This is a genomic window from Erythrobacteraceae bacterium WH01K (assembly GCA_027941995.1).
In the GTDB taxonomy this organism is placed as follows: Bacteria; Pseudomonadota; Alphaproteobacteria; order Sphingomonadales; family Sphingomonadaceae; genus CAJXSN01.
In genome coordinates this window covers 2,104,811-2,131,059 of sequence record CP115966.1, presented here as the reverse complement: position 1 = coordinate 2,131,059, position 26,249 = coordinate 2,104,811, and the positions used below count along the sequence as shown (strand labels likewise).

Genomic DNA, 26,249 nt, shown 5'->3' with positions numbered 1-26,249 from the left:
CAAGCTGCCGGGCCGCGGATCAGGCGGGTTCGGCAGGGACAAGCTTGCCCGGGTTGAGAAGTCCGTGCGGATCGAGCGCTTTTTTCACGCTGCGGAGTATGAAAAGCGACGCCGGATCGCCCAGTCGGCCCAGCTCGCTGCGCTTCATTTGCCCGATGCCATGTTCCGCACTGATCGAACCGCCCCATTCGGTCACAAGGTCGTGAACCTTGCGGCTGATAGCTGCGCCTTGCCCTTCCTCCCATTCGCCGCGCACGGCCCCGCTTGGCGCGAGAACATGGAAATGCACGTTTCCATCGCCAAGGTGTCCGAAGGCGACGGCCGTGGTTCCCGGAAAGCACTTTTCCATTTCCGGCTGGGCGTATTCGACGAACTCGGCCATTTTCTCCACGGGCACGGAAATGTCGTGCTGCATGGCCGGCCCCAGCGCGCGCTCTGCGGCCGAAATGCCGTCACGCAAGTGCCAGAAGGCTTCGGCCTGCGTTTCGTTGGCGGCGATCGTGGCGTCCGAAAGAAGTTCCGTCTTCAGCGCATCGGAAAGGAAAGCTTCCGTACGCGCATCGATCCGGTCGCGGCCCGTCTCGTCCGCCGCCAGCTCGATAAGGGCGTACCAATTATACGCTGCGCTGAGCGGATCGCGCGTCCCGGGATGATGCGCCAGCACCGATTCAAGCGTATGCCGCGGCATGACCTCGAACCCTTCGAGCAGGTCGGGAACTTCCCGCTGCGCATGAAGCAGCAGCGACCGCGCGCCGGTGATCTTGTCCAGCCCGACGAACATGACCCGCCGCGTCGCCAGCGCAGGCAGCAATCGCAGGGTCGCAGCCGTCACGATACCCAAAGTGCCTTCGCTGCCGATCAGCAATTGCTTCAGGTCGAAGCCGCGATTGTCTTTTTTCAGCGGGGTGAGCGAATCGAAGATGTCGCCGTTGGCCATGACCGCCTGCAGCCCCAGGACCTGCGCTCGCATGGTGCCGTGCCGCAGGACCTGCGTCCCCCCGGCATTGGTGCTGACGAGCCCGCCGATCGTCGCCGAGCCTTTCCCGCCGAGAGTGAGGGGGAAGCGCAAGCCCTTCTCTTGTGCCGTTTCGTGAAGAAACTGGAGTATCACGCCTGCCCCGCAGGTGACCTGGCTGCTGCCGGGTTCGATCGGCTGGATCGCGTCCATTCGCCGCGTGGAAAGGAGCAGCGCGTCGCCACTGGCATCGGGGGTGGCGCCGCCCGACATGCCGCTGTTCCCGCCCTGGGGAACGATCGGAATGCCGAACCGTGCGCATAGTTTCACGAGCTTCGACAGATCGCCGGCATTTTCGGGCTGGGCGAGGGCAATCGCGCGGCCGGTGTAGCGGCCACGCCAATCCGTGAGCCAGGGCTCCAGCAAGTCTTTGTCGACCGTCAGGCCCCGCGTGCCGAGCAGCGCAGAAGCCTGCTCGAGAAATTCATCTGATCTCGCCATGATGCACCTGTGCCACAGTTGGCCGTAATTTAGGACCCTCTTGCGCGAGGGAATTCATCAATTAAGCCAGCATTCAATCGCACATCGTAATGACCGGACACGTCAACGCCCGCGCATCCCGCCGGGATCATTAACGGAGAACAGCGGACCAGCACCCGCGTCGGCCATGCCCGGTTTCATCGATCTCTTTGCTCCCCTTGCTTTGTTGCTGCCCATGCCGGTCGCCGACGACGCGGTGCCTGCGAGCGACACGACCGAGGTGATGCCGGCAAGCCCTGCCGAGAGGAGCGAGGGCGTAGAGGCTGGCCCCTGGACTGCGACCACGCCGCTCAATGCGCTTCAGCCGTGGTACCAGGTCCGCATCCAGCGCCGGGTGATCGTTCGCGTGTCGCCGCGCCGCGCCGACAGGCAAAGCCTGATCGCCACCCTGCCGAGCCGCGCTCCCGAAGCCTATGTCGAACGCAAGATGGGCAATTGCCTGCCCATCCGCGATGTCGTCGCCGTCCAGGCCGATGCTGCCCGGTTGCTGCTTTACACGCGCGACCGCCGTATCATTTCCGCATCGCTCGAGAAAAGCTGCCGTCCGCGCGACTTCTATTCCGGCTTCTATGTCGAGCCGAGCAAGGACGGAAACCTCTGCGTGAAGCGTGACAATCTGCAATCGCGCAGTGGCGTATCCTGCCAGATGAGCAGGATACGGCAATTGATTCCCGCCGGTATCTGAGCCAGCGGCCCGAATTCTTGACTTTTTGACCGTTCGGGCGCAAAGGCCGCGCGCGGCAGCGCATGTGACGCAGCTATTCTTACTTTCGGGCGCATTCCTGTCCCGATGCACCCATCTATACCGGACCCTTGCATGAACTTTGCCGACCTCGGCCTATCCCCTGAATTGCTGAAAGCGGTCGAGAAGGCCGGCTATACCGAGCCGACCCCGATCCAGGAGCAGGCCATCCCGCCCGTGCTGATGATGAAGGACATCATCGGCATCGCGCAGACCGGGACCGGCAAGACCGCCAGCTTCGTGCTGCCGATGATCGACATCCTTGCAAGCGGACGCCGCCGAGCCCTGATGCCGCGGTCCCTGATCCTGGAACCGACGCGCGAACTGGCGGCACAGGTGGCCGAGAACTTCGAGAAATACGGCGAGAACCACGACCTCAAGATGGCGCTGCTGATCGGCGGCGTGCAGATGGGTGACCAGGTCAAGGCGCTGAACGAGGGCGTCGATGTCCTGATTGCGACGCCGGGCCGCCTGATGGACCTGTTCGAGCGCGGCAAGATCATGCTCAATGGCTGCGATCTGCTGGTCATCGACGAGGCCGACCGGATGCTGGACATGGGGTTCATCCCCGATATCGAGTTCATCTGTTCCAAACTGCCGGAGCAGCGTCAGACGATGCTGTTCAGCGCCACGATGCCGCCTCCGATCGAGAAGCTGGCAAACAAGTTCATGGACAATCCCAAGCGGATCGAGACGGCCCGCGCAGCGACCACGAACAAGGACATCACGGCATTCCGCGTCGATGTGGGCCCGCGCCAGAAACGCGACACGCTGGAATGGCTGCTTCAAAACGACCACGTCGATACCGCCATCATCTTCTCAAACCGAAAGACGACGGTGCGGGAACTGAACAAGCACCTGCAGCAGATCGGTTTCGCGAGCGGCGAGATTCACGGCGATATCGACCAGGCCACCCGCAACAAGGAACTGGCGCGGTTCAAGTCCGGTGAGATCAATATACTGGTCGCCAGCGACGTCGCCGCACGCGGGCTCGACATCAAGGGTGTCAGCCATGTCTTCAATTACGACACGCCCTGGCATCCGGACGATTACGTCCACCGTATCGGGCGTACCGGGCGGGCAGGGGCCAAGGGCCGCGCCTTTACCTTCGTCACCCCGGCAGATGCCGAGGCGATCGACAATGTCGAGAAGCTGACGAAGAACAAGATCGCCGTCTTCGGCAAGGACGACGTTCGCGTCGAACTCAAGGACAGTTCCGGCGGCAATAGCAAGTCGGATACTTCTGACACAGAGGAACGGGCTGAAGAAAAGCCCGAGCGTTCGCGTGCCCGGAAAGGTTCGAATGACGGCGAAGACTCGAGAGACCAGCGCCGTGCCAAAAGTGAGGCGAAGGCCGAGCAGAAAGCCGACAAGCCCCGTTCGCGTTACAAGGAAGACAAGGAAATCATTCCTGCCGGTGAATGGAACGGCCCGACGCCCGGCTTCCTCAGGGTCGGCTTCGACCGCTGATCGCGGCGACGCAGTAAGCGGAAGGGGGCGGCGGCGTATTGCCGCGCGAACGGGACTGCTGCGACGAGACGGCTAGCCCACTACCTCGACAAAACTGTCGATCACGCGCTTCTCGCCGACATCCTCGAAATTGATGACCAGCTTGTTGCCTTCCTGGTCGATCACCGTTCCGCTGCCGAACTTGTCGTGCCGAACCTGGGCGCCGATACCGACATCGGTGCGCGCTTTCGCCGCGAAACTGGCCGCGCTGCGGCGGCTTTCCTGAACCCGCACGGGCTTTGCATCGTACCCCGTCATGAGCGCGCGCTGCCATCCCGGGCCGCGGGCGGATGAACGCTCTGGCCGGTTCTGCGACACGTGGGCGAATGGGTCGTCCTGATCGCTATATTGCGCGCGCCAGAGAGAAGCGCCGCCGGTCATCGTCGTTTCGGTCTCGATGTGTTCTTCAGGCAGTTCCTCGACGAACCTGCTGGGTATCGAGCTTGTCCACTGACCGTAGATACGGCGGTTCGCCGCATGGATGATCGTGCATTTGCGCCGCGCCCTCGTAATGGCGACATAGGCGAGGCGACGTTCTTCCTCCAGGCTGGCAAGACCGCCCTCGTCGAGCGAGCGCTGGCTTGGGAATACGCCTTCCTCCCAGCCGGGCAGGAAGACATTATCGAATTCCAGCCCCTTCGCCGCATGCATGGTCATGATGGTGACCTTCTCGTCGTCGGCATTGGCATCGTTGTCCATGACAAGGCTGACATGTTCGAGGAAGTCGCTGAGCGTGGCGTATTCTTCCATCGCGCGCCCGAGTTCGGAAAGGTTTTCCAGCCGTCCTTTCGCCTCGACCGACTTCTCGTTCTCCAGCATCTGGTTGTAGCCGGTTTCGTCGAGCACCTGCCGTAACAGCTCCGCCGGCTCCAGAGCTTCCGCCCGTTCGCGCCAGCTCAGGATCTGGCCCATCAAGCCTGCGATCGTATTGGCAGCACGCTTGGGCAATTCATCGCTGTCGGCCAGCTGCAGCGATGCAGCCGCGAGCGGCAGGCCGGTTCGCCGCGCATGGCTGTGCATCTTCTCCAGCGTCTTTGCGCCAAGCCCGCGCTTGGGCTGGTTGTAGATCCGCTCGAACGCAAGGTCGTCTTGCGGCTGCGCGATGATCCGCAGATATGCCAGCGCATCCCGAATCTCGGCCCGTTCGTAGAAACGAAACCCTCCGATGATGCGGTAGTTCAGGCCGATCTGGATGAACCGGTCCTCGAATTCCCGGGTCTGGTACTGGGCGCGAACAAGGATGGCGACCTGGTCGAGGCTGGCGCCCTCGCGTTCCAGCCGCTCGATCTCCTCGCCGATGCGGCGCGCTTCTTCCGGACCGTCCCAGACACCGATGACGCGCACCTTCTCGCCCGCGTCGAATTCGGTCCACAGCGTCTTGTCGAGCCGTTGGCTATTGGCCCGGATCAGCCCGCTCGCCGCGCCCAAGATGTGCGGTGTGGACCGGTAATTCTGTTCCAGCCGCACGACCTTTGCGCCGGGAAAATCCTTCTCGAACCGCAGGATATTGGCGACTTCTGCCCCGCGCCATGAATAGATCGACTGGTCGTCGTCTCCCACGACGCAGATATTCTTCCGATCCTGCGCAAGCAGTCGCAGCCAGAGATACTGGACCGCGTTCGTATCCTGGTATTCGTCCACCAGGACGTATTTGAACCGTTTCTGGTAGCTTTCGAGCACCTCCCGCTCGCGCCGGAAAATGTTCAGCATATGCAGCAGAAGGTCGCCGAAATCGCAGGCATTCAGCGCTTTCAGCCGCGCCTGGTAAAGGCGGTACATCTGCGCGCCCTTGCCATTGGCGTAGCTTTCATTTTCCACCGCATCGAGGTCGTCGGGGTTCAGTCCGCGGTTCTTCCAGCGATCGATCAGTCCAGCCAATTGTCGCGCGGGCCATCGCTTCTCGTCGATTTCACTCTCGACGATCAACGCCTTCAGCGCACGCAGCTGGTCGTCGGTGTCGATGATGGTGAAGTTCGATTGCAGACCGACCAGTTCGGCATGGCGGCGTAGCATCTTGGCGCAGATCGAATGAAATGTACCCAGCCAAGGCATTCCTTCCAGGGCGCCGCCGGTCAGACCGCCCACGCGCTCCCGCATTTCCCGCGCGGCCTTGTTCGTGAAGGTGACGCAGAGGATTTCACTAGGCCAGGCGAGGCGCATCGCCACGATATGGGCGAGCCGCGCCGTGAGGGCAGCCGTCTTGCCCGTACCCGCGCCGGCCAGCATCAGGACCGGCCCTTCCGTGGTGAGCACCGCTTCGCGCTGGGGGCTGTTCAGCCGCGCGGCGTAGGGGGGAATATCGGTTTCGTCAGCGACGGGGAGAGCGGAGTTTTCGGTCATGGGGTCGGTGAACAGGTAGGGAACGGTTGCCCGTCCGGCAAGCACGGATCATCGGAAACGGGCTGCATTTCTCGGAACATCGCGGCGACGCACAGGTTGGTCCGGCAGAAATGAACGATCCATCAACGGAGTGTAACCCGATGAAAAACCTTCTTGCAGCGACTGCCGCAGCCGCCCTGACCCTGACCGCCGCACCCGCTTTCGCGGACGATCTCATGGAAGGCGACATGGTCGAACTGACGACCGTCCAGCAGACAATGTATGACGGCTGGCCCGCCGAGCGCCAGACCACGTATGATGCGTGGCCGATGGAAGCCAAGACCTATTACTGGACGTTGACGCCCGAACAGACCGAAGCTTGGTGGGTGCTGACGAACGAACAGCGCGTTCGCGTCGTCGGAATGAACGAGATGCAGCGCTCGCAGGCCTGGACCTCGATCCTGTCGCAGATCAACGGCACCGCAGCGGCGCCTGCAGCGCCAGCCGCACAGGCAAATGCATCCGCTACTGCCACTACCACCGGCAATGTCCGTTTCGTGAGCAACGAGATGGCGCAGAGTGCGCCTGCGCCGGTGACCGGTGAATATCCGGTATGCAGCGCGAACCAGCAGGACAATTGCATGAACGCATGGGAAGCGGGTCGCCGCGGTCCCGGCGTGAACCGTCCGCTCGATTACTGGCCGGGTCAGCCCGCCAGCGAAATGTAAGCGGCGCGGCCAAGAGTGACAGCGAGGGCGGCGGTACGATGGTATCGCCGCCCTCATGCTGTATGGACGAGGCAAAGTCGGGGAGGACGCCATGTTGACAGGGGGCTGCCATTGCGGCGCGATCCGCTACGAAATCAGCGGTGACATCATCAACCATGCCTTGTGCCATTGCACGGATTGCCAGCGGTCATCGGGCGCACCCATGGTCGGCTGGATCATGGTCGAGGACGGACAATTGAGGCTGGAAGGCGAGGTCGCTACCTACGCCAGCTCGGAAAACGCGCGCCGCCATTTCTGCATCCAGTGCGGCACGGGCCTGTTCTATTCCAATCACGAAATGCTGCCGGGCCTGGTTGACGTTCAGTCTGCGACGCTCGACGATCCGGAGGAGGTTCCGGCGCAGGCGCATATCCAGGTGGCCGAACGGATCGGCTGGATGAAAGAAGCGCACAGACTGCCCGAGTTCGAGCGATATCCACCGCAGGATTAAAGGGGCTGTAGCGGGGTAGGGGGCCTAGGACAGCTGCAGGAGGGTTAGCTTGGCCTTGCCGACCTTGCGCTCTTTAACCGTTTCCAGCAGCTTGATTTCGACATCTTCCGTGACGCCGGTTTCCACCGCGACAAGGGTCGCCGCGCCGATCCAGCCCAGCCGGATCATGCGGTCGAGAGCGACATTGGCCGCACCCGTCCCGTAAGGAGGGTCCAGCAGCAGCAGATCATGCGGTACCTTTGCTGGGCCAAGCGACATGACAGATGCAGCGCTGACGGTCGCCCGGGTCCGCGCCTCGAAAGAATCTATGTTCGAGCGAATGGCGTCCAGAGCGGGCTTCTCCTGTTCCACGAACAGACAATGCCCTGCGCCGCGCGACAGCGCCTCCAGCCCGAGCGCGCCGGACCCTGCGAACAGGTCCGCGACCGAGAGGCCTTCGAAGGTGCCCAACCTGCTGGCCAGCATGTTGAACAGGGTTTCCCGCGTACGATCGGCAGTCGGGCGCGTGGCATCGCCCTTGGGCGCGACGAGTTTGCGGCCCCTCCAGTCTCCGGCGATGATCCTCATAGCCGTCCGTTCTTCAGGTCGGACCGGAAGCGGCCGCTATCCTGCCGCGCAATCTCCTGCGCCGCTCCGCGAGGCAGGTCTGCCAGATCGAACGGACCGTAGGACGTGCGGATGAGGCGGCTGACCTTCAGTCCGAAATGTTCGAGGACGCGGCGCACTTCGCGATTCTTGCCCTCGGTAATGGTCAGGACGATCCACTGGTTCGCGCCCTGTTTTCCGCCGCGTTCGAAATCGGCGTCGATGCGGCCGTAATTCATGCCGTCGATCGTGATGCCTTCGATCAGGCCGTGCAGCTCGGCTTCGGAGACATCGCCATAGGTGCGGGCGCGGTAGGTTCGCGGGATGCCGGACGAGGGAAGCTCCATCTCCCGCTTGAAGCCGCCATCATTGGTCAGCAGCAACAGCCCCTCCGTATTGAGGTCGAGGCGGCCGATCGGCATGACCCGAGGCGCGTTTTTTGGCAACGCGTTGCGCAGCGCGTCGTAGATCGTGGGCCGCCCCCCCGGATCACGCTCTGCCGTCAGCAGGCCGACAGGTTTGTGGAAGGCGAACAGGCGCGTCGGTTCGGCTTTCCCCACGGGCTTCCCGTCGACTGTGATCCCGCGCAGGCTCTCGAGGAAGGTCGCAGGCGTATCCACGGTCTTCCCGTTGAGCGCGACCCGGCCTTCGCCGATCATGCGTTCCACCTCACGGCGGCTCGCAACGCCTGCACGGGCGAGCAGTTTCGCAATGCGGTCGCCATCCGGGCGGTCGGGGGCGCGGGTTTCTTTATGAGCCATGTGGGTCAACCATGCTGGCGCGGTTAGGCGCTCGGCCCGGTCAAATCAATTGGCGGCGCGCAGGGCTTCTTCGACCGCGTCGGCAAACGCGCGCACCCCGCCTTCCAGCGTGCCCAGCGTAACATGGTTCACCGCGCCGCTGGACAGGCCCTGCTGGCCAAGCTCGGCAGCGCGGAAATCCTCGCTGGCGAAGACGCCCCCGTCCAGCAGCGCCCAGCTTCGCTCCCAGTGATCGCGGGCCTTGTCCGTGGCGGGCGGTTCGGGGATTAGCATGAAGTCCTCCACCAGGGTCAGTTTCTCGGACTGCGGCATCAGGACCATGATGTTGATGTAATCGGGGCTGGGGATGACGATCGTCGCCGGAAGCAACTGATACGCGAAGGTAACCACGCGGCGCAGCGAGGCCATGTCGTCCAGATCGACGCCGTCCATCTCCTCCAGTCGTCCGACCGCACTGCGCATGTGCGGGCCGACCGTGTCGCCGGCGGTAATGCCGTCCTTGAAGAAGGGGCCGATCGTCTTCGCGTGCAGACGGGTAACATGGTAGCTTTCGAGGAAGGCATCCATGATTAGCTTCCAGTTCCCGTGCACCGGGTGCATCTTGCGCCGGAAGAGGTGAAGATCGGCAGTGCCGAAGGCGCCGATATCCTTGCTCACCGCGCGCGCGTCGGCAAAGTCGGCATCCGCAAAGGGTGAAAACCAGATCAGGCCGCCTTCTTCCATGCTGGGCAATTCGAAGAGACCCATGTCCGCCTTGTCCATGCCGGGAAAGGTTTCGGGCCGGGGCAGGGCAAGCAGCGTCCCGTCGAGGCGGTAGGTCCACGCATGATAAGGGCATACGAGCCGCTTGGCGCAGGCGGCCTCCTGTCCTTCGACCAGCCTCGTTCCGCGATGGCGGCAGACGTTGAGGAAGACATGGGCCTTGCCGTCGGTGTCCCGTGTCAGCAGCAGCGGCCGGCCCGTCGCATCATGCGGCACCGCCATGCCCGGTTCGGGCAGAAGGGCGGATGGCGCGACGACCTGCGGAAGGCGTTCGAACAGGGCCGACTTTTCCCGCTGCCACCGCGCAGGATCGGTGTAATCGCTGGCCGGCACCGTCTGCACCGCCTCCGGGCGCCTGGGATCGGTCGATCCGTCCGCGATCATGCGGGCCAGTCGCGCCTGCCCTTCGGTCGGCTGCCGCCCCTCATTCAGTGTCTGCACATCGGCCATCCCCGATCCTCCTCTCTCTCACGCTTTGCGGATCAAGTCTTACCCGATAGGGGTTGCCGCTCAAAGCGCCGCGAAAAAAGGGAACGACGTCGATGGCCGAAGCAACTGCGACCAAGGACAGCACCGGGGGAAAGCCGGGCTGGCGCACGCTCGCACGGTCGCTGAAGAATCCGAAGAGCGGTTACATGGCGCTGTTCGGCTTTGCCAGCGGCCTGCCCTTCGCCCTGTTTCTCGGCACCCTCTACGCATGGCTGACGGAAGCCGAGGTCAGCGTGGAGACGATGGGCGTCTTTTCGCTGATCGGCCTTGCCTACGCCTTCCAGTTCCTGTGGTCGCCATTGCTCGACAAGGTGAACATTCCCGGCCTCAGGCGGCTCGGCAAGCGCAAGCAGTGGATCGCCCCGATGCAATTGCTGCTCGGCATCATCCTGGTGACGATGAGCCTGCTCGATCCCAAGAGCCAGCTCGGCGTCTTCAGCCTGCTCGCCGGGATCGGGGCCTTTGCCAGCGCGACGCAGGACATCGCCATCAATGCCTGGCGCATCGATGTGGCGGACGAGGAAGCGACGATCGATATCCTGTCCACTATCACCCAGATGGGCTTCCGCCTCGCCGCGCTGGTCGGTGGTGCGCTGGGCCTGATCATCGCCGAGCGTATCGGCTGGCCGCAGACTTACATCATGATGGGCGGCATCATGCTCGCCATTGGCGTTGCCGGCCTGTTCGCGCCCGATGCGGACGTTGCGCGGCGATCCGCCGAAACGATCGCCGCAGACAATGAAGACGTGGCCGAACTCTACCGTCCGGGCGAGATCGAGCCGAAGATGCGCAACCGCGCGCTGCTTGCGGTCGGCCTGCTATGGGCCTGGGCCATCGGTACGGTTCTGGTCTTCATGATCCGCTCCATGACGGCAGAGCCGGACCTGCGCCCCAATCCGACGGAGTTCACCGCGACCTATGGCCCGCTGATCATCATCGCGACCATCGTCGTGCCGGCCTTCATCGCCGCCTGGCTGGCGAAGATGAAGAACGAGAATCGGCATGTCATCAGTCACACCGCAGCGACCTTCGGTGCGAAGGACGTGACCTTTGCCGACCATCTCTATCGCGCGCTGGTCCTGCCGTTGGTGGAGTTCGTCGGCCGGATGGGCTGGAGCCTTGTCCTGATACTCGCGCTGGTGCTGACCTACCGCATTACCGATGCGATCTGGGGCACGTTTGCCTATCCCTTCTACCTGGGCGAACTCGAATATACCGGCGACGACGTGGCTTTCGCCTCGAAATTCTTCGGTGTGGGGGCCGTCATCGCGGGCCTTGCGCTGGGCGGCTGGCTGATCACCGTCCTCGGGCGCATGTTCACCCTGACCCTTGGCGCTTCGCTCGCTGCGGCAACGAACCTGCTTTATGCCGATCTCGCGGTCGGGGGCGCTGCGATGCAGGCAGGCAGCGACCTCATCGGCTTCACGCGCCTCATCAATTTTATGGCCCCGTTCGGTTCGGAAGGGCTCGCCCGGCTCACCTTCACCATCATGTGGGAGAACCTGGCCATCGGCATCGCGGGTGCTGCCTATATCGCATGGCTGTCCAGCATCGTGAACAAGCAGTACGCCGCCGTGCAATACGCCTTGCTGGCATCGCTGACCCTGCTGGTCGGCACGCTGGGCCGGGGCGCGCTGGGCGAGATGATCGAAGACCGCGGATATTACTACGTCTTCATTTTCACAGCCCTGATCGGTGTCATCGCAGTCGTCCTGTGCATCCTGGAATGGATACGCGAGGCGCGTGCGGGAGCGGCGAGCGGTGTGGTCCAGCCCGATGCAACGCCCGAAATCGCGACCGACGCCTGAACCGGTGGGGGGCTCAGTCAGGCAGTTCGCCGGTCAATTCCAGCACATTGCCCGCGAGGTAAAGTGACCCTGCGATCAGCACCGGCAGCCCGTCATCCGGCAGTGCGGCAAGCGCAGTCTTCACGTCCGGCCGGGAAACAGCCCCTTCGCCGAAGGATGCCGGCGGGTGGCTTTCATGCCCCGGCACCGGTACGCAGATGACACTGGCCGCTATCGAACCAAGCGGATCCAGCAGGCCGCGCGGGTCCTTGTTCGCCAGCATTCCGATGATGACATGCATCCGTTCGCCCGGATGATGGGCCGCCAGATGGGCAGCTATCGCTTCGCCTGCATTCCTGTTGTGTCCACCGTCCAGCCAGATTACGCGGTCGCCCGTCAGCGGCGAGGGCGCAAGTCGCTGGAAACGCGCGGGCCAGCGGGCATTGCGCAGCCCCTCTGCCATCGCATCGCGTGACACCGAGACGAAGTCCTGATGCCGAAGCATGGCGATAGCGAGCGCAGCGTTTCCAGCCTGGTGCGGACCTGTCATGGTGGGGAGGGGCAGCGCCATCTCCCCGTGCCGGTCCGCATAGTGAACGCCCGTAGGCGTGGTGCTAATCGTCCAATCCCGACCTTGCATCGACAGCGGCGCGCCATTCCTTGCCGCGGCACGCTCGACCTCCAGCGTCGGGCCTTCCGGATAATGCATGGTCAGGAGCGAAACGCCGGGCTTGGCAATGCCCGCCTTTTCGAAGGCGATGCGGCTCAGCGGATCGTCAGGCGTGCCGTCTTCCGGTGCGAGGAGGAAGCGTTCGTGGTCGATGCCGAGCGCAGCAATTCCGCAGGCAGCCAGCACTTCGGGTGTCAGGACATTGGTCGCATCGAACCGTCCGCCGAGGCCCACCTCGACTACGCAGGCATCTGCCGGCGTCCGGCTGAAGGCGAGGAACGCGGCCGCAATCGTCACTTCGAAAAAGCTCGGCGCCAGATCCTCTCCAGCGTCCAGGACTTCACGCAATAACTCCGCCAGTGCCACGTCGGATATCAGCTCGCCCGCCAACCGGATGCGCTCGTTATAGCGCACGAGGTGAGGGCTGGTCGTCACATGGACGCGTTTCCCCTCAGCCTCCAGCATGGTGCGTAAGAACGCGCAGGTCGATCCCTTGCCGTTCGTTCCGGCGACATGGAACACCGGCGGCAGCCCATGATGGGGGTCGCCCAGACGCTCAAGCAGCTGGCGGATCGTGTCCAGTCCCAGCCGCCCGTCCGGCACGCTCAGCCGGGCCAGCCGGTCGAGCTGGGTCTGGACGGCCGGGTCGTCGGAGCGTGCGAAGTCCATCAATGTCCCGTCATTCCTGCAGGGTAGGGGAAATCAGGCGGCTTTCTCGCCCTGCATGTAATCGAGCATCAGGGCGAGCTCTTCACGCAGATCCTTCCGGTGAACCACGCGGTCGACCATGCCGTGCTTGTGCAGGTACTCCGCGCGCTGGAAGCCTTCGGGCAATTGTTCGCGGATCGTGTCCTGGATGACGCGTTGCCCGGCAAATCCGATAAGAGCGCCCGGTTCGGCCAGGTGGATGTCGCCCAGCATCGCGTAGCTCGCCGTGACACCGCCCGTGGTGGGATCGGTCAGCACGACGATATAGGGCAATCCCGCTTCCTTCAGGCGGCGCGTCATGACGGTCGCCTTGGGCATCTGCATCAGGCTGAGGATGCCTTCCTGCATCCGGGCGCCGCCTGCCGCCGTCACCACGACATAGCTGCATTTGCGATCCAGCGCTTCCTGTGCGCCGGCGCAGAACGCCGTACCCACGGCCATGCCCATGCTGCCGCCCATGAAACCGAAATCCTGCACGCCGACGACGGCCGGATTGTCGAGGATCGCGCCCGAACCCACTGTAAAGGCGTCCCTGTGCGGATTTTTTGCTCGGGCCTGTTTCAGACGCTCGGTGTATTTCTTGCTGTCCTTGAACTTCAGCGGGTCTTCCGTGACCTCGGGCTGGGGCAGGACGGAATACCCCTCGTCCAGCAGCAGGGCGAGGCGCTGGTCCGCGCTGATCCGGCCATGATGCCCGCAATTGGGGCAGACATGCAGGTTCTCCTCGTATTCCTTGACGAAGAGCATTTCCTGGCAGGACGGGCACTTGACCCACAAATTGTCGGGCGTTTCGCGCTTCGCCACGAAGGGAAGCGAATTTCTGACGCGGGTAATCCAGTTCATGCCGTTTCCTCGTTTCGAGGTGCCCTTGCCGCCGAATGCACCGCCTTGGCAAGCGAAGCGGTGAGCGCGCGGAGGTAATCGGGTGCCTTTTCGCCATGTTCGGCGACCAGTTCCACCAATGCGGAACCGACGACGACACCGTCCGCAACATTTGCGATTTCGGCGGCTTGCTCCGGTGTCCTGACGCCGAAGCCGACGGCGACGGGAATATCGGTCGAACGCTTGATGCGCGACACATTGGCCTCGATCGACTCGATGGCTGCCTGTTGCATTCCCGTGATGCCGGCCACCGCGACATAGTAGAGGAAACCTTCGCTTCCCTCCGTCACGGCCGGGAGACGCGTATCGTCGGTCGTCGGTGTCGCAAGCCGGATGGGAGCGATCCCTGCATCGCGCAGGGCCGGGCCGAGCGCATCGTCTTCTTCCGGCGGAATGTCGACGCAGATCACGCCGTCGATGCCTGCATCCTTTGCGGCAGAGGCAAACCATTCGGCCCCACGCCGCACCATCGGATTGGCATAGCCCATCAGCACCAGTGGCACGTCCGGGTGCCGCTCGCGAAATGCGGCAGCGGTCGCAACCACATCCGCCGTCGTAGTCCCCTTGCCGAGCGAGCGGATATTGGCGTTCTGGATAGCCGGGCCATCGGCCATCGGATCGGTGAAGGGCATCCCAAGCTCGATTACATCCGCGCCGCCCGCGACCAGTGCATCGAGATTGGCAGCCGTGTCGCCGTCCCCTGCGGTAATGAAGCAGACAAGGGCGGGGTGGGGCTTGGAGAAGGCGGAGGAGAGACGGGTCAAATCTCCACTCCCAGCTTCTCGGCCACGGTGAAGATGTCCTTGTCGCCGCGCCCACAGAGATTCATCAGGATGATCTCGTCATCGCCCATCTCCTTCGCCCTTTTGGCCACGGCCGCGATGGCGTGGCTGGGTTCGAGTGCGGGGATGATGCCCTCCGTCCGGCATAGCAGCTGGAAGCCATCAAGAGCTTCTTCGTCGGTCACGGCGGTATATTCGACGCGGCCGGTGTCCTTCAACCAAGCATGTTCTGGACCGATGCCGGGATAGTCGAGGCCGGCGCTGATCGAGTGGCCTTCGGTGATCTGGCCGTCCTCGTCCTGCAACAGATAGGTCCTGTTGCCGTGAAGCACGCCGGGAAAACCGCCCAGCAGGCTTGCCGCGTGTTCGTCGCCGTCCAGCCCGTGTCCCGCCGCTTCCACGCCGAGCAGTTTCACGTCCTTGTCATCCAGGAAGGGGTGGAACAGGCCCAGCGCGTTGGAACCACCGCCGATGCAGGCCACCGCCAGGTCAGGGAGGCGGCCGGCGCGGTCCAGCATCTGCGCGCGCGCTTCTTTCCCGATCACGCTCTGGAAGTCGCGGACCATTTCCGGATAGGGGTGCGGCCCGGCAGCGGTGCCGATGATGTAGAAGGTGTCGTCCACATGGGCGACCCAGTGGCGCAGCGCCTCGTTCATCGCATCCTTCAGCGTGCCGCGTCCGCTGGTAACGGGCACGATTTCCGCGCCCAGCAGCTTCATCCGGAACACGTTGGGCGACTGGCGGCGCACGTCCTCCGCGCCCATGAAGATGGTGCAGGGCAGGCCGAAACGCGCACACACGGTCGCGGTGGCGACACCGTGCTGGCCCGCGCCGGTTTCCGCGATGATCCGTTTCTTGCCCATTCGGATGGCGAGCAGGATCTGGCCGATGCAATTGTTGATCTTGTGCGCGCCCGTGTGATTGAGCTCGTCACGCTTGAACCACACTTGCGCGCCCCCAAGCGCCTCCGTCAGGCGCTCTGCGAAATAGAGCGGTGATGGGCGGCCCACATAATGTTCCAGCAGGTCGTCGAACTCGGCCTTGAAAGCCGGGTCGGCCTGCGCCGCGCGGTATTCGCGCTCCAGGTCCAGGACGAGCGGCATGAGCGTTTCGGCGACGTAGCGTCCGCCATAGTCGCCGAAATGTCCGCGCTCGTCTGGCTGGTTGCGGTAGGAATTGGTCTGAGTGGTCATATTCGCGCCGCTTTACAGAAGGCCGCAATCTTGTCGACGTCCTTAAGTCCCGGTTCGCTTTCGACACCGCTGGACGTATCCACGAGCGAAGCGCCTGTTCGGGCAATGGCCTCGCCGACATTTGAAGCCGTCAATCCGCCGGCGAGGCCCCATTTTACAGGCCCGCGATAAGCATCCAGCAGGGACCAGTCGAAACGCAGGCCCATGCCGCCGGGAAGTGCGGCATCTTTCGGCGTCTTGGCATCGAACAGCAGGAAATCGGCGGCACCTGAGAATTTTTCCGCCTTCGCAACATCATCCGCCCCCGCCACCGGGAGGACTTTCCAGACAGGCTTGCCGAAACGCTCGCGCACCTCGGCCACGCGCTGCGCGTTTTCCTGCCCATGGAGCTGGATGGCATCGAGCGAAGCCGCGTTCACCGCATCGGCAATCAGGCCGTCCTCGGCATCGACGAAAACGCCCACCCGCCCGATCGCGGACCCCGCACGCATGGCGAGCGCGGATGCCGCCCACGTATCGACGTGGCGCGGGGAGGGGGGATAGAAGTTCAGACCGACGAAATCGGCCTTGCCGGCAATTGCCGCGTCCAGCGCTTCGGGCGTCGAAACGCCGCAAATCTTGATAGCGACCATTGGTGGAACCTACAGTTTCTCGGCCAGTTCGATCGTGTGCGCTATAGCCTCGCGGCCTTCGGGCTGCGAATGGCTCATCGCGATGATCGGGACATCTGGGAACGCAGATGCGAAATTACGCGCTGACCGGGCATAGGCGTCGATGTCCGCATCGGCCAGATTGCCCAGCGTTTCGGCATCCGATCCCTTGATCATGCAACCACCGAACGCCAGCCCCGCTGCCGGTATGCCGACAGTGATATTGTCGCGGGTATGCGCTCCGCCGGGATAGAAGATGACGAGCGGGCTGAAATTTTCTGCCTGTGCGCCGGTCAGGAAGCCGTCTTCGGCAAAGTCGAAGGTATGGCGCGCCGGTTCGAATCCGTTCGCCGGTGCGTCCGCATTGGTCATGGGATGGGCAAACGTTGCGATGTCGGCCTGATGGAGGGCCGCGATCCCGCCCATCTTGTCCTTGTGCGCGTGGGTAACGATGGCGGCACGGACAGGTTTGCCCAGGACACCGTCGGCCCAGGCGAGCACCTGCGCGGTCTGCGCATCGGTCCACGCGGTATCGACCAGCAGCGTTTCCTCGCCATCCACCACCAGCAAGCCGTTCGACGGGACAGGACCGATGCCGGGCAGGTCGAGATAGGTCGTATGCTGCCAGATGCCGGGCGCGATTTCGCGAAAGGCGACATCGCCGAACCGGCTGACATCCGCGCCACGGCTTTCCTGCACGGTGACAGGCGCGTGGATTTCGCCCGGGATGCAGGCGGCCAGAAGGAGGGCCGGGATGGCCGCGAGAAGAGGTCTCACAACGTCGCCTCGATCTCACGGGCGGCACGGGCGGGATCGTCCGCCCGGCTGATCGGGCGACCGATCACCAGCACGCTGGCCCCGTCGTCGCGGGCCTTGCGCGGGGTCACGACCCGTTTCTGGTCCCCGGCTGCAGCGCCAACCGGACGCAGGCCGGGCACGACGAAGAAGCCCTTCTTCCACTGCGCGTGCACGCTGGCGACTTCCTGGCCGGAGCAGACGATGCCGTCGAGGCCTGCGCTCTGCGCCAGTTCGGCGAGCCGCATGACGTGATCGTGCGGTGTGCCAGACACGCCCGTGCGGTCCAGATCGCGCTGGTCCATGCTGGTCAGCATCGTGACGCCCACGACCTTCGTCCCTTCGGCAGCGGCGGCCTTCGCATCTTCCAGCATCGCGCGGCCGCCGGAGGTATGGACGGTGACGATCGCCGGTTCCAGCACGTGGATCGCCTGCATCGCCCCGGCGACGGTATTGGGAATGTCGTGCAGCTTCAGGTCCAGGAAGATCGGCAGCCCGCAATGGGCAATTTCGTGAACGCCGTGCGCGCCGTGGGCGTAGAAGAACTCCATGCCCAGCTTCACGCCGCCGATATGGGCTTTCACCTTTTCGACCAGCGCCTTTGCCTGCTCGAGGCGGGGCAGGTCGACTGCGAGGTAGACGGGATTGCTCACGCCTGCCTCACGCCGGATCGCTGGTGAGGGGGCCGGCCCCCGGCTCGGCGGGTCTTGCAGGCGCGGCCGATGACGGCGCCGGCGCAGGTGACGCGTTCGACGCGGTCGCAAGCCGTCGCTGGCTCTCGGCCGCCGCCTCGAGCGAGGAGATGCGCCGATTGAGACGCCATTTAGCCCCGCGGTGGATCATCCACATCGGAACCAGCCCGAGCAGGAACGACACGATGACCAGCGCAGGCACCTTCGTTTCCAGAACGAGGTTCTCCCAGATGGTCACCTCCACTTCGCGCCAGTTGAAGAACGAGAATGCGAGCAGGGCTGCAAGGATGACGACCCACAAAATCGTGCGGAAGAGTTGCATGACGTATAGCTCTCCAATCCCCGTGATGCTTTGTCCGGCGACGCTAGGCGCGCCGCCGTGATGCGTAAAGAGCGTGCGGCTGCACGTTCGCGTTCAGACCCGGATGCCGATCAGCCGAAGACGCGCTCGAAGATCGTATCGACATGCTTGAAGTGGTAGGCGAGGTCGAACTTCTCCTCCAGCTGCTCGTCCGACAGCGCGGCGGTGACTTCCTCGTCCTGCTTCAGCAATTCCAGCAGCGATTTGCGCCCGTCGCTTTCCCAGACCTTCATCGCGTTGCGCTGGACCAGGCGGTAGGCATCGTCGCGGGTAATCCCGGCCTGGGTAAGCGCCAGCAGGACGCGCTGCGAATGGATAAGGCCGCCCATACGGTCCATGTTCGCCTGCATGCGATCGGGGTAGACCAGCAGTTTGTCGACCACGCCTGTCAGCCGCGCGAGGGCGAAATCCAGCGTGATGGTGGCGTCGGGGCCGATGAACCGCTCTACGGAAGAGTGGGAGATGTCCCGCTCGTGCCACAGCGCGACGTTTTCGAGTGCCGGCATGGCGTAGCCGCGGATCATGCGTGCCTGTCCGGTAAGGTTTTCGGTCAGGATCGGGTTGCGCTTGTGCGGCATCGCGCTCGAACCCTTCTGCCCCGGCGCGAAATACTCCTCCGCTTCCAGCACTTCCGTCCGTTGGAGATGACGGATTTCGACAGCCAGTCGCTCGATCGACCCTGCAATGACGGCGAGGGTAGAGAAGAACATGGCATGGCGATCGCGCGGGATGACCTGGGTGCTGACCGGTTCGGGGGCGAGGCCGAGCCGTTCCGCCACATGCTCCTCGACCTGCGGATCGATATTGGCGAACGTCCCGACCGCTCCGGAAACGGCGCAGGTCGCGATCTCGCGCCGGGCCGCAACCAGCCGTTCGCGGTTTCGCGTGAACTCGGCATAAGCCTGGGCAAGCTTCAGTCCGAAGGTCACGGGCTCCGCGTGGATTCCGTGGCTGCGGCCGATGGTTGGTGTGAACTTGTGCTCTTCGGCCCGGCGCCTGATCGCCGCCAGAAGCTGGTCGATGTCTTCCAGCAGGATATCGGCAGACCGCGCAAGCTGCACTGCCAGCGTGGTGTCGAGCACGTCCGAACTGGTCATGCCCTGGTGCATGAAGCGCGCTTCCGGGCCGACCTGCTCCGCCACCCAGTCGAGAAACGCGATCACGTCGTGCTTCAGAACCGCTTCCTTCGCATCGATGGCAGCGACGTCGATCTTCGGATTGGTTTCCCACCAGTCCCACAGCGCCTTGGCTGCTGTCTCGGGTACGACGCCGAGATCGGCGAGCTTCTGCGTCGCGTGCGCCTCGATCTCGAACCAGATGCGGTATTTCGCCTCCGGCTCCCAGAGGGCGGTCATGGCAGGGCGGGCGTAACGGGGGACCATGGCGGGAAAGACTCCGGTAAGGCTGCACGGGATGCGGCGCGGCTAGGCTGCGCAGCCGCTCATATCAAGCCCTTCGCCCGCAGGCTGACATGGCCTTCGCTGCCGACAATGACGTGGTCGTGGACGGTTATGCCCAGCAGCCTGCCTGCCTCGGCAATGCGCTGCGTGATCTGGATGTCGGCTCGGCTGGGTTCCGGATTGCCGCTGGGATGGTTGTGCACGAGGATCAGCGCTGTTGCACCGATATCCAACCCGCGCCTGATAACTTCCCTTGGATGAACCGCAGCTTCGTCGATCGAACCGTCGCTCATGTGATGGTCGCGGATGAGGCGGTTCCGGGTGTCGAGATAAAGCACGCGCACCCGTTCGACCGTCAGGTTGGCCATGTCGATCGCGAGGTAATCGAGCAGCGCCTGCCAGCTGCCCAGAACGGGTTTTTCCTGCACGCGGCTGCGCGCCATGCGGCGCGCCGCAAGTGCCGTCGCCTTGAGCACGGCAGCGCTGGTTTCCCCCATTCCCTTCACTTCTGCCAGTGCGCCATGGTCGGCATCGAGGACGTTGCCGAGCGAGCCGAAGCGCTCCAGCAACCGCTTTGCCAATTGCTTCGTGTCGCCTTGCCGGAACGCACCGAAAAGAAGGTATTCCAGGACTTCGTAATCGGCCAGAGCTTCGGCCCCGCCGGTCAACAGGCGATCGCGCAGCCGCTGACGGTGGCCTTTGCCCGCATGGGCGGGACGGGCTGCATCCCGGCTCGTGTCCTTGGCACCGTCCTGCTTTCGGGCTTTCGAAATGTCGGTTTGCGGCAAGAGTTTCCCTGCAAAGTCTTGAGGAAGCGATCTGCCGGAAGCATTGCCTTTGCAAGGACCTGCGCGCAAGTGGAGCGCGATGGTCGAGGCCAATCTCCCAGCGGACGAATCCGCGCCCGGTGCAGGGCCCAGGCGCAATCGCCGCAAGTGGTTGGTGCGCGCCTTGCTGGCCCTGTCCCTCGGGCTGGCTGCGGCACTGTTTGCCCTGTGGATCAACCGCGACTATGTGGCGACCGGCTTCATCGACGACCGGCTGGCCGAATACGACATTTCGGTCACCTACAATGTGGAAAGAATTTCGGGCCGACGGCAGGTCCTGACCGACATCGTCGTCGGGTCACCGGCAAGGCCGGACCTGACCATAGACCGGCTGGAGGTCGATCTCGTCTATCGTATCTTCGGCCTGGAGGTCGGCCGGCTGCGCGCCGTGCGCCCGCGCCTGTGGGGCGAGGCAGGTCCGGACGGGGTGAGTTTCGGATCGCTCGATGCGGTGTTGTTCGGCGATCGGGACGAAGAAGGCGGTCTGCCCGATCTCGATATCGCGATTATCGACGGACGTGCCCGCATCGACACACCCTGGGGGCCGATCGGGGTGAAGGCAGAGGGCGAAGGCCGCCTGTCGGACACTTTTTCCGGAATGCTCGCCGCGAATGCACCCCGCCTGGTGTCGGGCGATTGTACAGTCGACGCCGCCACGATTTACGGGCGCCTGACACTGATAGATGGCGATCCCCGCATCAGCGGCCCGCTGCGGCTCGATAGCGCGCGGTGCAATGGAGGCGACACGCGGCTGGCCGAAGTGAACATGCCGGTCGTGATTACTGCGAGGGACGAATTTTCGAGTCTCGCAGCGACGTTCGAAGGGCGCATCGGTGAATTGTCCGCGGGCAGTTTCGCGGCTGGACTTACCGATCTGTCGGGCCGCGCGGAACTCGCCGGGAATCGGCTCGTCGGAAGATACGAAATCCAGTCGCGAGACATTCTTGCTGCCACTACGAATGCAAGGCGTTTGGTGGCCGATGGCAGCTTCCGTTCGGGGCAGGAACTCTCCGGCTGGGATGTGGCGATCGACGGGACGGCGGAGGGGCTCGCCCTCGGCAATGATTTCGATGGGCAATTCGACGAGGTCGAGGCCGGGGTGTCTGGCACGTTGCTGGCGCCACTCGTTGCGCGGCTCTCAAACGCACTGCGGGACCAGCTTCCCGGTTCGCAATTGCGCGCAACGGCACGTTATCGCGCGGATGGCGGGCCGGCCCTGCTCACGGTGCCCCGCGCAGTGCTGACGGGCAAGTCCGGCAATGTCCTGGCGTCCATATCGCGCGGCAGTGCCTCCTTCGCTTCCGCGATCCCCCGTATTTCCGGCAATTTCGCAACCGGTGGCCCGAACTTGCCGCGGATCGAAGGGCGCATGGAGCAGGCCGGGAACGGACAATTGGCACTGACCATCGCGATGGCGGAATACGGGGCAGGCGCAAATCGGCTCGCCATACCGGCGATGACGTTGCGCCAGTCTGCCGACGGGTCGCTCGCATTCGATGGCCGCGTGCTCGCCAGCGGGGTCTTGCCCGGCGGGCGAATCTCTTCCCTCGTGCTGCCGGTGAACGGACAGTGGAATGCCGGGCGCGGGCTGTCCTTGTGGGACCGATGTTTCCAGGCGCGGTTCGACCGCCTCGTCTACGCCAATCTGGAACTCGGCCGACAGGCTCTCGACCTGTGTCCGGTGCCCGGAAAACATGTGCTGCAGGCCGGGGCGGCCAAGCTTCGCATCGCGGCAGGGACCAGCGCTCTCGATCTCGCCGGCACGTTCGGGGGAACGCAGCTTCGCATAGCAAGCGGCCCGGTGGGATTTGCCTGGCCGGGCACGCTGACCGCGAAAGCGCTGAACGTGCAACTCGGCCCGCGCGAATCGGGGGTGAATTTCGCCGTGAGCGACTTCACCGGCCAGTTGGGTTCGCGCCTTTCCGGACGGTTCGAGGGCGCGGACATATTGCTGGCGTCCGTCCCGCTCGACATCCTGTCGGCCAGCGGCAACTGGAAATATCAAGGTAACGTGCTGTCGGTGGGCGATGGCGCCTTCATGCTCGAGGATCGCGAGGAAAAGGAGCGATTCGAGCCACTGGTTGCGCAAGGTGCGTCACTCACCCTGGCCGACGGCGTCATCCTGGCCGATGCGATCCTGCGCACCCCCGTCAACGAAGCGGAGATCATGGCGACCCGAATACGGCACGACCTGGCAGGGGGGACCGGATTTGCCGATCTCGACGTTTCGGGCATCACATTCGGCAGCGGTCTGCAGCCGACCGACCTGACCGATCTCGCCCTGGGTGTCGTCGCGAATGTCGATGGAAGGGTGACGGGGAACGGCCGGATCGACTGGAACGCCGACGTTGTGACCAGCACCGGCTCTTTCTCGTCGAACGATCTGGACCTCGCCGCCGCCTTCGGGCCGGTGGAAGGCGTCAGCGGAACGATCGTCTTCGACGACCTGCTGGGCCTGACGACCGCGCCGGAACAGCGCCTGAGCGTTCGTTCGCTCAATCCCGGTATCGAGGTTTTCGACGGGACGGTGCAGTTTGCACTGACCGGTGGCGAATATCTCGACGTGCAGGGGGGAAGCTGGCCCTTCCTCGGCGGCACGCTCGAGATGCAGCCGGTGGCGATCCGCATCGGTGCAAGCGAAGTCCGCGAGTATATTTTCACGATCAACGGGCTGGAGGCGTCGCAATTGCTCGAACGTCTCGAGCTTGCGAATTTTTCTGCCGACGGCACGTTCGATGGCCGGATGCAGCTTGTCTTCGACGAGATCGGCAATGGGCGGATCGAGAACGGACAGCTGGCTGCGCGCGCGCCGGGCGGCAATTTCTCCTATGTGGGCGAACTGACCTATGAAGACCTTTCGCCGATCGCGAACTTTGCTTTCGATGCGCTTCGTTCTCTCAAATACGAGCAGATGGTCGTCGGTATCGACGGGCCACTGACCGGCGAAATCCTGACAAGGGTCCGGTTCGACGGGGTGACGCAGGGGGAGGGTGCGAAACGGAACTTCGTGACCCGGCGCCTGGCCAGCCTGCCGATCCGGTTCAACGTGAATATCAGGGCGCCGTTCTATCAGCTGCTCACGAATATCAGGTCGATCTACGATCCGGCCTATGTTCGCGACCCGCGCGAAATCGGCCTTGTCGACGATGCTGGTGGTCGCCTGCGTCCGTCCGTGTCGGATGAGGACGCGCCGGCACGACCGCCGGACGATCTTCTGATGCCAGACGAGGCCATTCGGCCCGACGACACCGTTCAGACCCCGGACAGCGAGATTATGCGATGAAAGTGGATAAATTGACATGCTGCGGCCGGTTCGCGAAGGTTTCCTGCAACGTAAGGGAAATGCATGTGAGCCAGGGTGGGGCGAAAGTGCGTCGCGGTGAATATGGATGGTCGGCGGCGTTGGTGATGGCAGCTTCGCTGGCTCTCGGCGGATGCATACAGGTCAATGCGCCTGCGGAACCGATCGTGATCGAACTGAATATCAATATCCGTCAGGAAGTGATTTACAGGCTGGCGGACGATGTTCGCGAAAATATCGATGAAAATCCCGATATCTTCTGATTGCGGGTGGAAGGATATGAAGATGCTGAAACAGGCAAACACGATGTTCGGGACGGCGCTCGCCGGATTGGCGACAGCGGCCCTGGTCATGCCCTCCGCTGCATTGGCGCAGCGGGACCCGGCCTATGCCGCGGCGCGCGCCAATGGGGCGGTCGGTGAAAAGATGGACGGCTATCTTGGCGTCGTCGGGAACCAGAGCGCGGAGATCCGCAAGCTGGTCGCCGACCTCAATATCAAACGCCGCGCGAATTATACCCAGCGTGCGCAGGCGCAGGCTGCCACGATCGAGGAATACGCTTTCACGCAGGGCTGCGTGCTGATCAACCGCACACAGCCGGGCGAGAAATACGAGGCACCCGGCGGAACGTGGGAAACCCGCACCGGCGCGGCACCTCGGCGCGACCCCCGCTGTCCCTGAAACCCAGTGCGGAACGCCAGTCGCGCGCAGTGACCGCTCGCTTCGTTCGATGACTCAATCCCGGGCTTGCATCGGTTGACTTGCCAACGCCCCCCACCTAAGGGGAGCGCGCCCTCGGCGGGCAGGTCTTGCCCGTGCCGCGCATTCCCCGACAGGAGCAAGGCATGAGCGATGACAAGTCCGCACGGGAACCCATTGCCGAGGATGCGCGAATCGACGCGCTCGAACGGCGGCTGAAGGCCGCATCCGAGCGTGAAAGTGAACGCAACCGTCCCAAGGCAAGCGGGGCCGATGCGAATTATCGCAGCGGCAACCGCGTGCTGGCGGACCTGCTTGGCGGGATTCTCGGCGGTCTGGTAATCGGGTTCGCGTTTGACTCGCTGTTCGATACCTCGCCCTGGGGTCTGTTGGTCGGTCTGTTCCTCGGGATAGTCGTGGCCTTCAGGAACATCATCAGGACGGCGAACACTTCGTCGGACAGTCCGCCGGACGGCGACTGACCGACGCGCCGGACGGAAACCGAACGCGCCATCTGGCGCAAACGCACAGGGAATTATCGTGGCCGCCGAAGAGGGCAAAGTCGACCCGATGCACCAGTTCCACATCGAACCGATTCTCGGTTCGGAGAACTGGGAAATTGCCGGTTTCAACATCGCTTTTACCAACAGTTCGATGTGGATGATGACCACCACGATCGTGCTGGTCGTGTTCGTGTGGGGCGGCATGAAGCGCGAGATCGTGCCCGGCCGCTGGCAGGTCATGGTCGAGAGCTTCACCGGCTTCATCGACGACATGGTCCAGGCCAATATCGGCAAGGAAGGCAAGAAATACGTCCCTTACGTATTCTCGCTTTTCATGTTCATCCTGTTCGCGAACCTGCTCGGCCTGCTGCCGCTGGGCGTGGTCGGCATCCATCCGTTCACCTTCACCAGTCATTTCACCGTTACCGGTGTCCTGGCCGTCATCAGCTTCGCCATCGTCCTGATCGTCGGTTTCTGGAAGCACGGCCTGCACTTCTTCAGCCTGTTCGTGCCGCACGGCACGCCGCTGCCGATGATCCCGATCCTGTTCCCGATCGAGCTGATCTCCTTCCTCGTTCGCCCCTTCAGCCTGGCACTGCGTCTGTTCGTTGCCATGATGGCCGGACACGTCCTTCTCAAGGTTCTGTCGGGCTTCGTTATCGACGGTGTGAACGCGGGTGCGGGTATCGGCCTTCTGGTCGGTGCGCCCAGCTTCATCCTGATGATCGGCATCAGCGCGCTGGAAATCCTGGTCGCCGGTATCCAGGCCTATGTTTTTGCTCTTCTGACGTCGCTGTATATCAACGACGCAGAGAACCTTCACTAATCGTCAATTCAATACGTTTTTCCAAAGGAGTTTGAAATGGAAGCTGAAGCTGCAAAGCTGCTCGGAGCCGGTCTCGCCGCTGTAGGTGCCGGTCTCGCCGCACTGGGTGTGGGCAACGTGTTCGCAAAGTACCTCGAAGGCGCGCTGCGCAATCCGGGTGCTGCCGACGGCCAGCAGGGCCGCCTGTTCATCGGCTTCGCCGCAGCAGAGCTTCTCGGCCTGCTGTCGTTCGTCGTGGCCATGATCCTGATCTTCGTCGCCTGATCGACGAGATTGAATTTGGTGAGGCGGGC

At 63.5% G+C, this 26,249-nt stretch carries 26 protein-coding genes; 11 read left to right on the top strand and 15 right to left on the bottom strand.

Annotated elements, in window-relative coordinates:
- Window positions 1–19 precede the first annotated feature (19 nt).
- A complete protein-coding gene (locus PF049_10465; protein WBY16016.1) occupies window positions 20–1,456 on the bottom strand; it encodes an FAD-binding oxidoreductase in 1,437 nt (478 codons plus the stop codon).
- A gap of 166 nt (window positions 1,457–1,622) precedes the next feature.
- Between PF049_10465 and PF049_10460 the strand changes: the two genes are divergently transcribed.
- Window positions 1,623–2,180 carry a hypothetical protein gene (locus tag PF049_10460; GenBank protein ID WBY16015.1) on the top strand — a complete coding sequence of 186 codons (558 nt, stop codon included), beginning with the start codon at window positions 1,623–1,625 and terminating at the stop codon, window positions 2,178–2,180.
- A 132-nt stretch (window positions 2,181–2,312) separates the two neighbouring features.
- The gene (locus tag PF049_10455; protein ID WBY16014.1) at window positions 2,313–3,707 is read left to right on the top strand and encodes a DEAD/DEAH box helicase; all 1,395 of its coding nucleotides are present in this window, start codon (window positions 2,313–2,315) and stop codon (window positions 3,705–3,707) included.
- A gap of 72 nt (window positions 3,708–3,779) precedes the next feature.
- Here the strand turns inward: PF049_10455 and PF049_10450 are convergent, their stop codons facing one another.
- Window positions 3,780–6,086, bottom strand: a complete 2,307-nt coding sequence (locus tag PF049_10450) for a UvrD-helicase domain-containing protein (protein WBY16013.1) — start codon at window positions 6,084–6,086, stop codon at window positions 3,780–3,782.
- A 140-nt stretch (window positions 6,087–6,226) separates the two neighbouring features.
- On the opposite strand from PF049_10450, the gene PF049_10445 reads away from it, so the two are divergent.
- Both PF049_10445 and PF049_10440 read left to right on the top strand, forming a co-directional pair.
- Window positions 6,227–6,793 carry a hypothetical protein gene (locus PF049_10445; GenBank protein WBY16012.1) on the top strand — a complete coding sequence of 189 codons (567 nt, stop codon included), beginning with the start codon at window positions 6,227–6,229 and terminating at the stop codon, window positions 6,791–6,793.
- 91 nt (window positions 6,794–6,884) lie between these two features.
- Entirely contained in the window at window positions 6,885–7,283 is a 399-nt protein-coding gene (locus PF049_10440) for a GFA family protein (protein WBY16011.1), read from the top strand.
- A gap of 24 nt (window positions 7,284–7,307) precedes the next feature.
- On the opposite strand, the gene rsmD is transcribed toward PF049_10440, so the two are convergent.
- Genes rsmD through PF049_10425 form a run of 3 tightly spaced genes read right to left on the bottom strand, consistent with a single transcriptional unit; the run spans window position 7,308 to window position 9,841 of the window.
- Window positions 7,308–7,850 (bottom strand): 16S rRNA (guanine(966)-N(2))-methyltransferase RsmD, encoded by a 543-nt coding sequence (gene rsmD / locus PF049_10435; GenBank protein WBY16010.1) that lies wholly within the window; start codon window positions 7,848–7,850, stop codon window positions 7,308–7,310.
- On the bottom strand, window positions 7,847–8,629 hold the full coding sequence (locus PF049_10430) for a pseudouridine synthase (protein WBY16009.1): 783 nt from the start codon (window positions 8,627–8,629) through the stop codon (window positions 7,847–7,849). Before PF049_10430 ends, rsmD begins: the two co-directional genes overlap by 4 nt.
- Before the next feature lie 45 nt (window positions 8,630–8,674).
- Window positions 8,675–9,841: an aromatic ring-hydroxylating dioxygenase subunit alpha gene (locus PF049_10425; protein ID WBY16008.1), complete on the bottom strand. Its 1,167-nt coding sequence runs from the start codon at window positions 9,839–9,841 to the stop codon at window positions 8,675–8,677.
- 92 nt (window positions 9,842–9,933) lie between these two features.
- Here PF049_10425 and PF049_10420 point away from each other — a divergent pair, with 92 nt between their 5' ends.
- The gene (locus tag PF049_10420) at window positions 9,934–11,688 is read left to right on the top strand and encodes an MFS transporter (GenBank protein ID WBY16007.1); all 1,755 of its coding nucleotides are present in this window, start codon (window positions 9,934–9,936) and stop codon (window positions 11,686–11,688) included.
- Between the two features lie 13 nt (window positions 11,689–11,701).
- Here PF049_10420 and PF049_10415 read toward each other — a convergent pair whose 3' ends face one another.
- The 10 genes from PF049_10415 to radC form a co-directional block, all read right to left on the bottom strand.
- The gene (locus PF049_10415; protein WBY16006.1) at window positions 11,702–13,009 is read right to left on the bottom strand and encodes a bifunctional folylpolyglutamate synthase/dihydrofolate synthase; all 1,308 of its coding nucleotides are present in this window, start codon (window positions 13,007–13,009) and stop codon (window positions 11,702–11,704) included.
- A gap of 30 nt (window positions 13,010–13,039) precedes the next feature.
- Window positions 13,040–13,888 (bottom strand): acetyl-CoA carboxylase, carboxyltransferase subunit beta, encoded by an 849-nt coding sequence (accD, locus tag PF049_10410; GenBank protein ID WBY16005.1) that lies wholly within the window; start codon window positions 13,886–13,888, stop codon window positions 13,040–13,042.
- A complete protein-coding gene (gene trpA / locus PF049_10405; protein ID WBY16004.1) occupies window positions 13,885–14,691 on the bottom strand; it encodes a tryptophan synthase subunit alpha in 807 nt (268 codons plus the stop codon). Before trpA ends, accD begins: the two co-directional genes overlap by 4 nt.
- Complete coding sequence (gene trpB, locus PF049_10400) at window positions 14,688–15,902, bottom strand: tryptophan synthase subunit beta (GenBank protein ID WBY16003.1); 1,215 nt, start codon at window positions 15,900–15,902, stop codon at window positions 14,688–14,690. Before trpB ends, trpA begins: the two co-directional genes overlap by 4 nt.
- Window positions 15,899–16,534: a phosphoribosylanthranilate isomerase gene (locus PF049_10395; GenBank protein WBY16002.1), complete on the bottom strand. Its 636-nt coding sequence runs from the start codon at window positions 16,532–16,534 to the stop codon at window positions 15,899–15,901. Before PF049_10395 ends, trpB begins: the two co-directional genes overlap by 4 nt.
- A gap of 9 nt (window positions 16,535–16,543) precedes the next feature.
- Window positions 16,544–17,329: a subclass B1 metallo-beta-lactamase gene (bla, locus tag PF049_10390; GenBank protein WBY16001.1), complete on the bottom strand. Its 786-nt coding sequence runs from the start codon at window positions 17,327–17,329 to the stop codon at window positions 16,544–16,546.
- On the bottom strand, window positions 17,326–18,000 hold the full coding sequence (pyrF, locus tag PF049_10385; GenBank protein ID WBY16000.1) for an orotidine-5'-phosphate decarboxylase: 675 nt from the start codon (window positions 17,998–18,000) through the stop codon (window positions 17,326–17,328). The genes bla and pyrF overlap by 4 nt, the downstream gene beginning before the upstream one ends.
- Window positions 18,001–18,007: 7 nt before the next feature.
- Window positions 18,008–18,361 carry a DUF1049 domain-containing protein gene (locus PF049_10380; GenBank protein WBY15999.1) on the bottom strand — a complete coding sequence of 118 codons (354 nt, stop codon included), beginning with the start codon at window positions 18,359–18,361 and terminating at the stop codon, window positions 18,008–18,010.
- Between the two features lie 110 nt (window positions 18,362–18,471).
- Window positions 18,472–19,782, bottom strand: a complete 1,311-nt coding sequence (gene purB, locus PF049_10375; GenBank protein WBY15998.1) for an adenylosuccinate lyase — start codon at window positions 19,780–19,782, stop codon at window positions 18,472–18,474.
- Between the two features lie 59 nt (window positions 19,783–19,841).
- Complete coding sequence (radC, locus tag PF049_10370; protein WBY17903.1) at window positions 19,842–20,483, bottom strand: DNA repair protein RadC; 642 nt, start codon at window positions 20,481–20,483, stop codon at window positions 19,842–19,844.
- 154 nt (window positions 20,484–20,637) lie between these two features.
- On the opposite strand from radC, the gene PF049_10365 reads away from it, so the two are divergent.
- From PF049_10365 to PF049_10340, 6 genes are all read left to right on the top strand, one after another.
- Window positions 20,638–23,910 (top strand): YdbH domain-containing protein, encoded by a 3,273-nt coding sequence (locus PF049_10365; protein ID WBY15997.1) that lies wholly within the window; start codon window positions 20,638–20,640, stop codon window positions 23,908–23,910.
- 125 nt (window positions 23,911–24,035) lie between these two features.
- Window positions 24,036–24,191 (top strand): YnbE family lipoprotein, encoded by a 156-nt coding sequence (locus PF049_10360; GenBank protein ID WBY17902.1) that lies wholly within the window; start codon window positions 24,036–24,038, stop codon window positions 24,189–24,191.
- Window positions 24,192–24,213: 22 nt separating this feature from the next.
- A complete protein-coding gene (locus tag PF049_10355; GenBank protein WBY15996.1) occupies window positions 24,214–24,609 on the top strand; it encodes a YdbL family protein in 396 nt (131 codons plus the stop codon).
- Between the two features lie 164 nt (window positions 24,610–24,773).
- A complete protein-coding gene (locus PF049_10350; protein ID WBY15995.1) occupies window positions 24,774–25,109 on the top strand; it encodes an AtpZ/AtpI family protein in 336 nt (111 codons plus the stop codon).
- Window positions 25,110–25,197: 88 nt separating this feature from the next.
- A complete protein-coding gene (locus tag PF049_10345) occupies window positions 25,198–25,956 on the top strand; it encodes a F0F1 ATP synthase subunit A (GenBank protein ID WBY17901.1) in 759 nt (252 codons plus the stop codon).
- Window positions 25,957–25,992: 36 nt separating this feature from the next.
- Window positions 25,993–26,220 carry a F0F1 ATP synthase subunit C gene (locus tag PF049_10340; protein ID WBY15994.1) on the top strand — a complete coding sequence of 76 codons (228 nt, stop codon included), beginning with the start codon at window positions 25,993–25,995 and terminating at the stop codon, window positions 26,218–26,220.
- The last annotated feature ends 29 nt before the right edge of the window (window positions 26,221–26,249 follow it).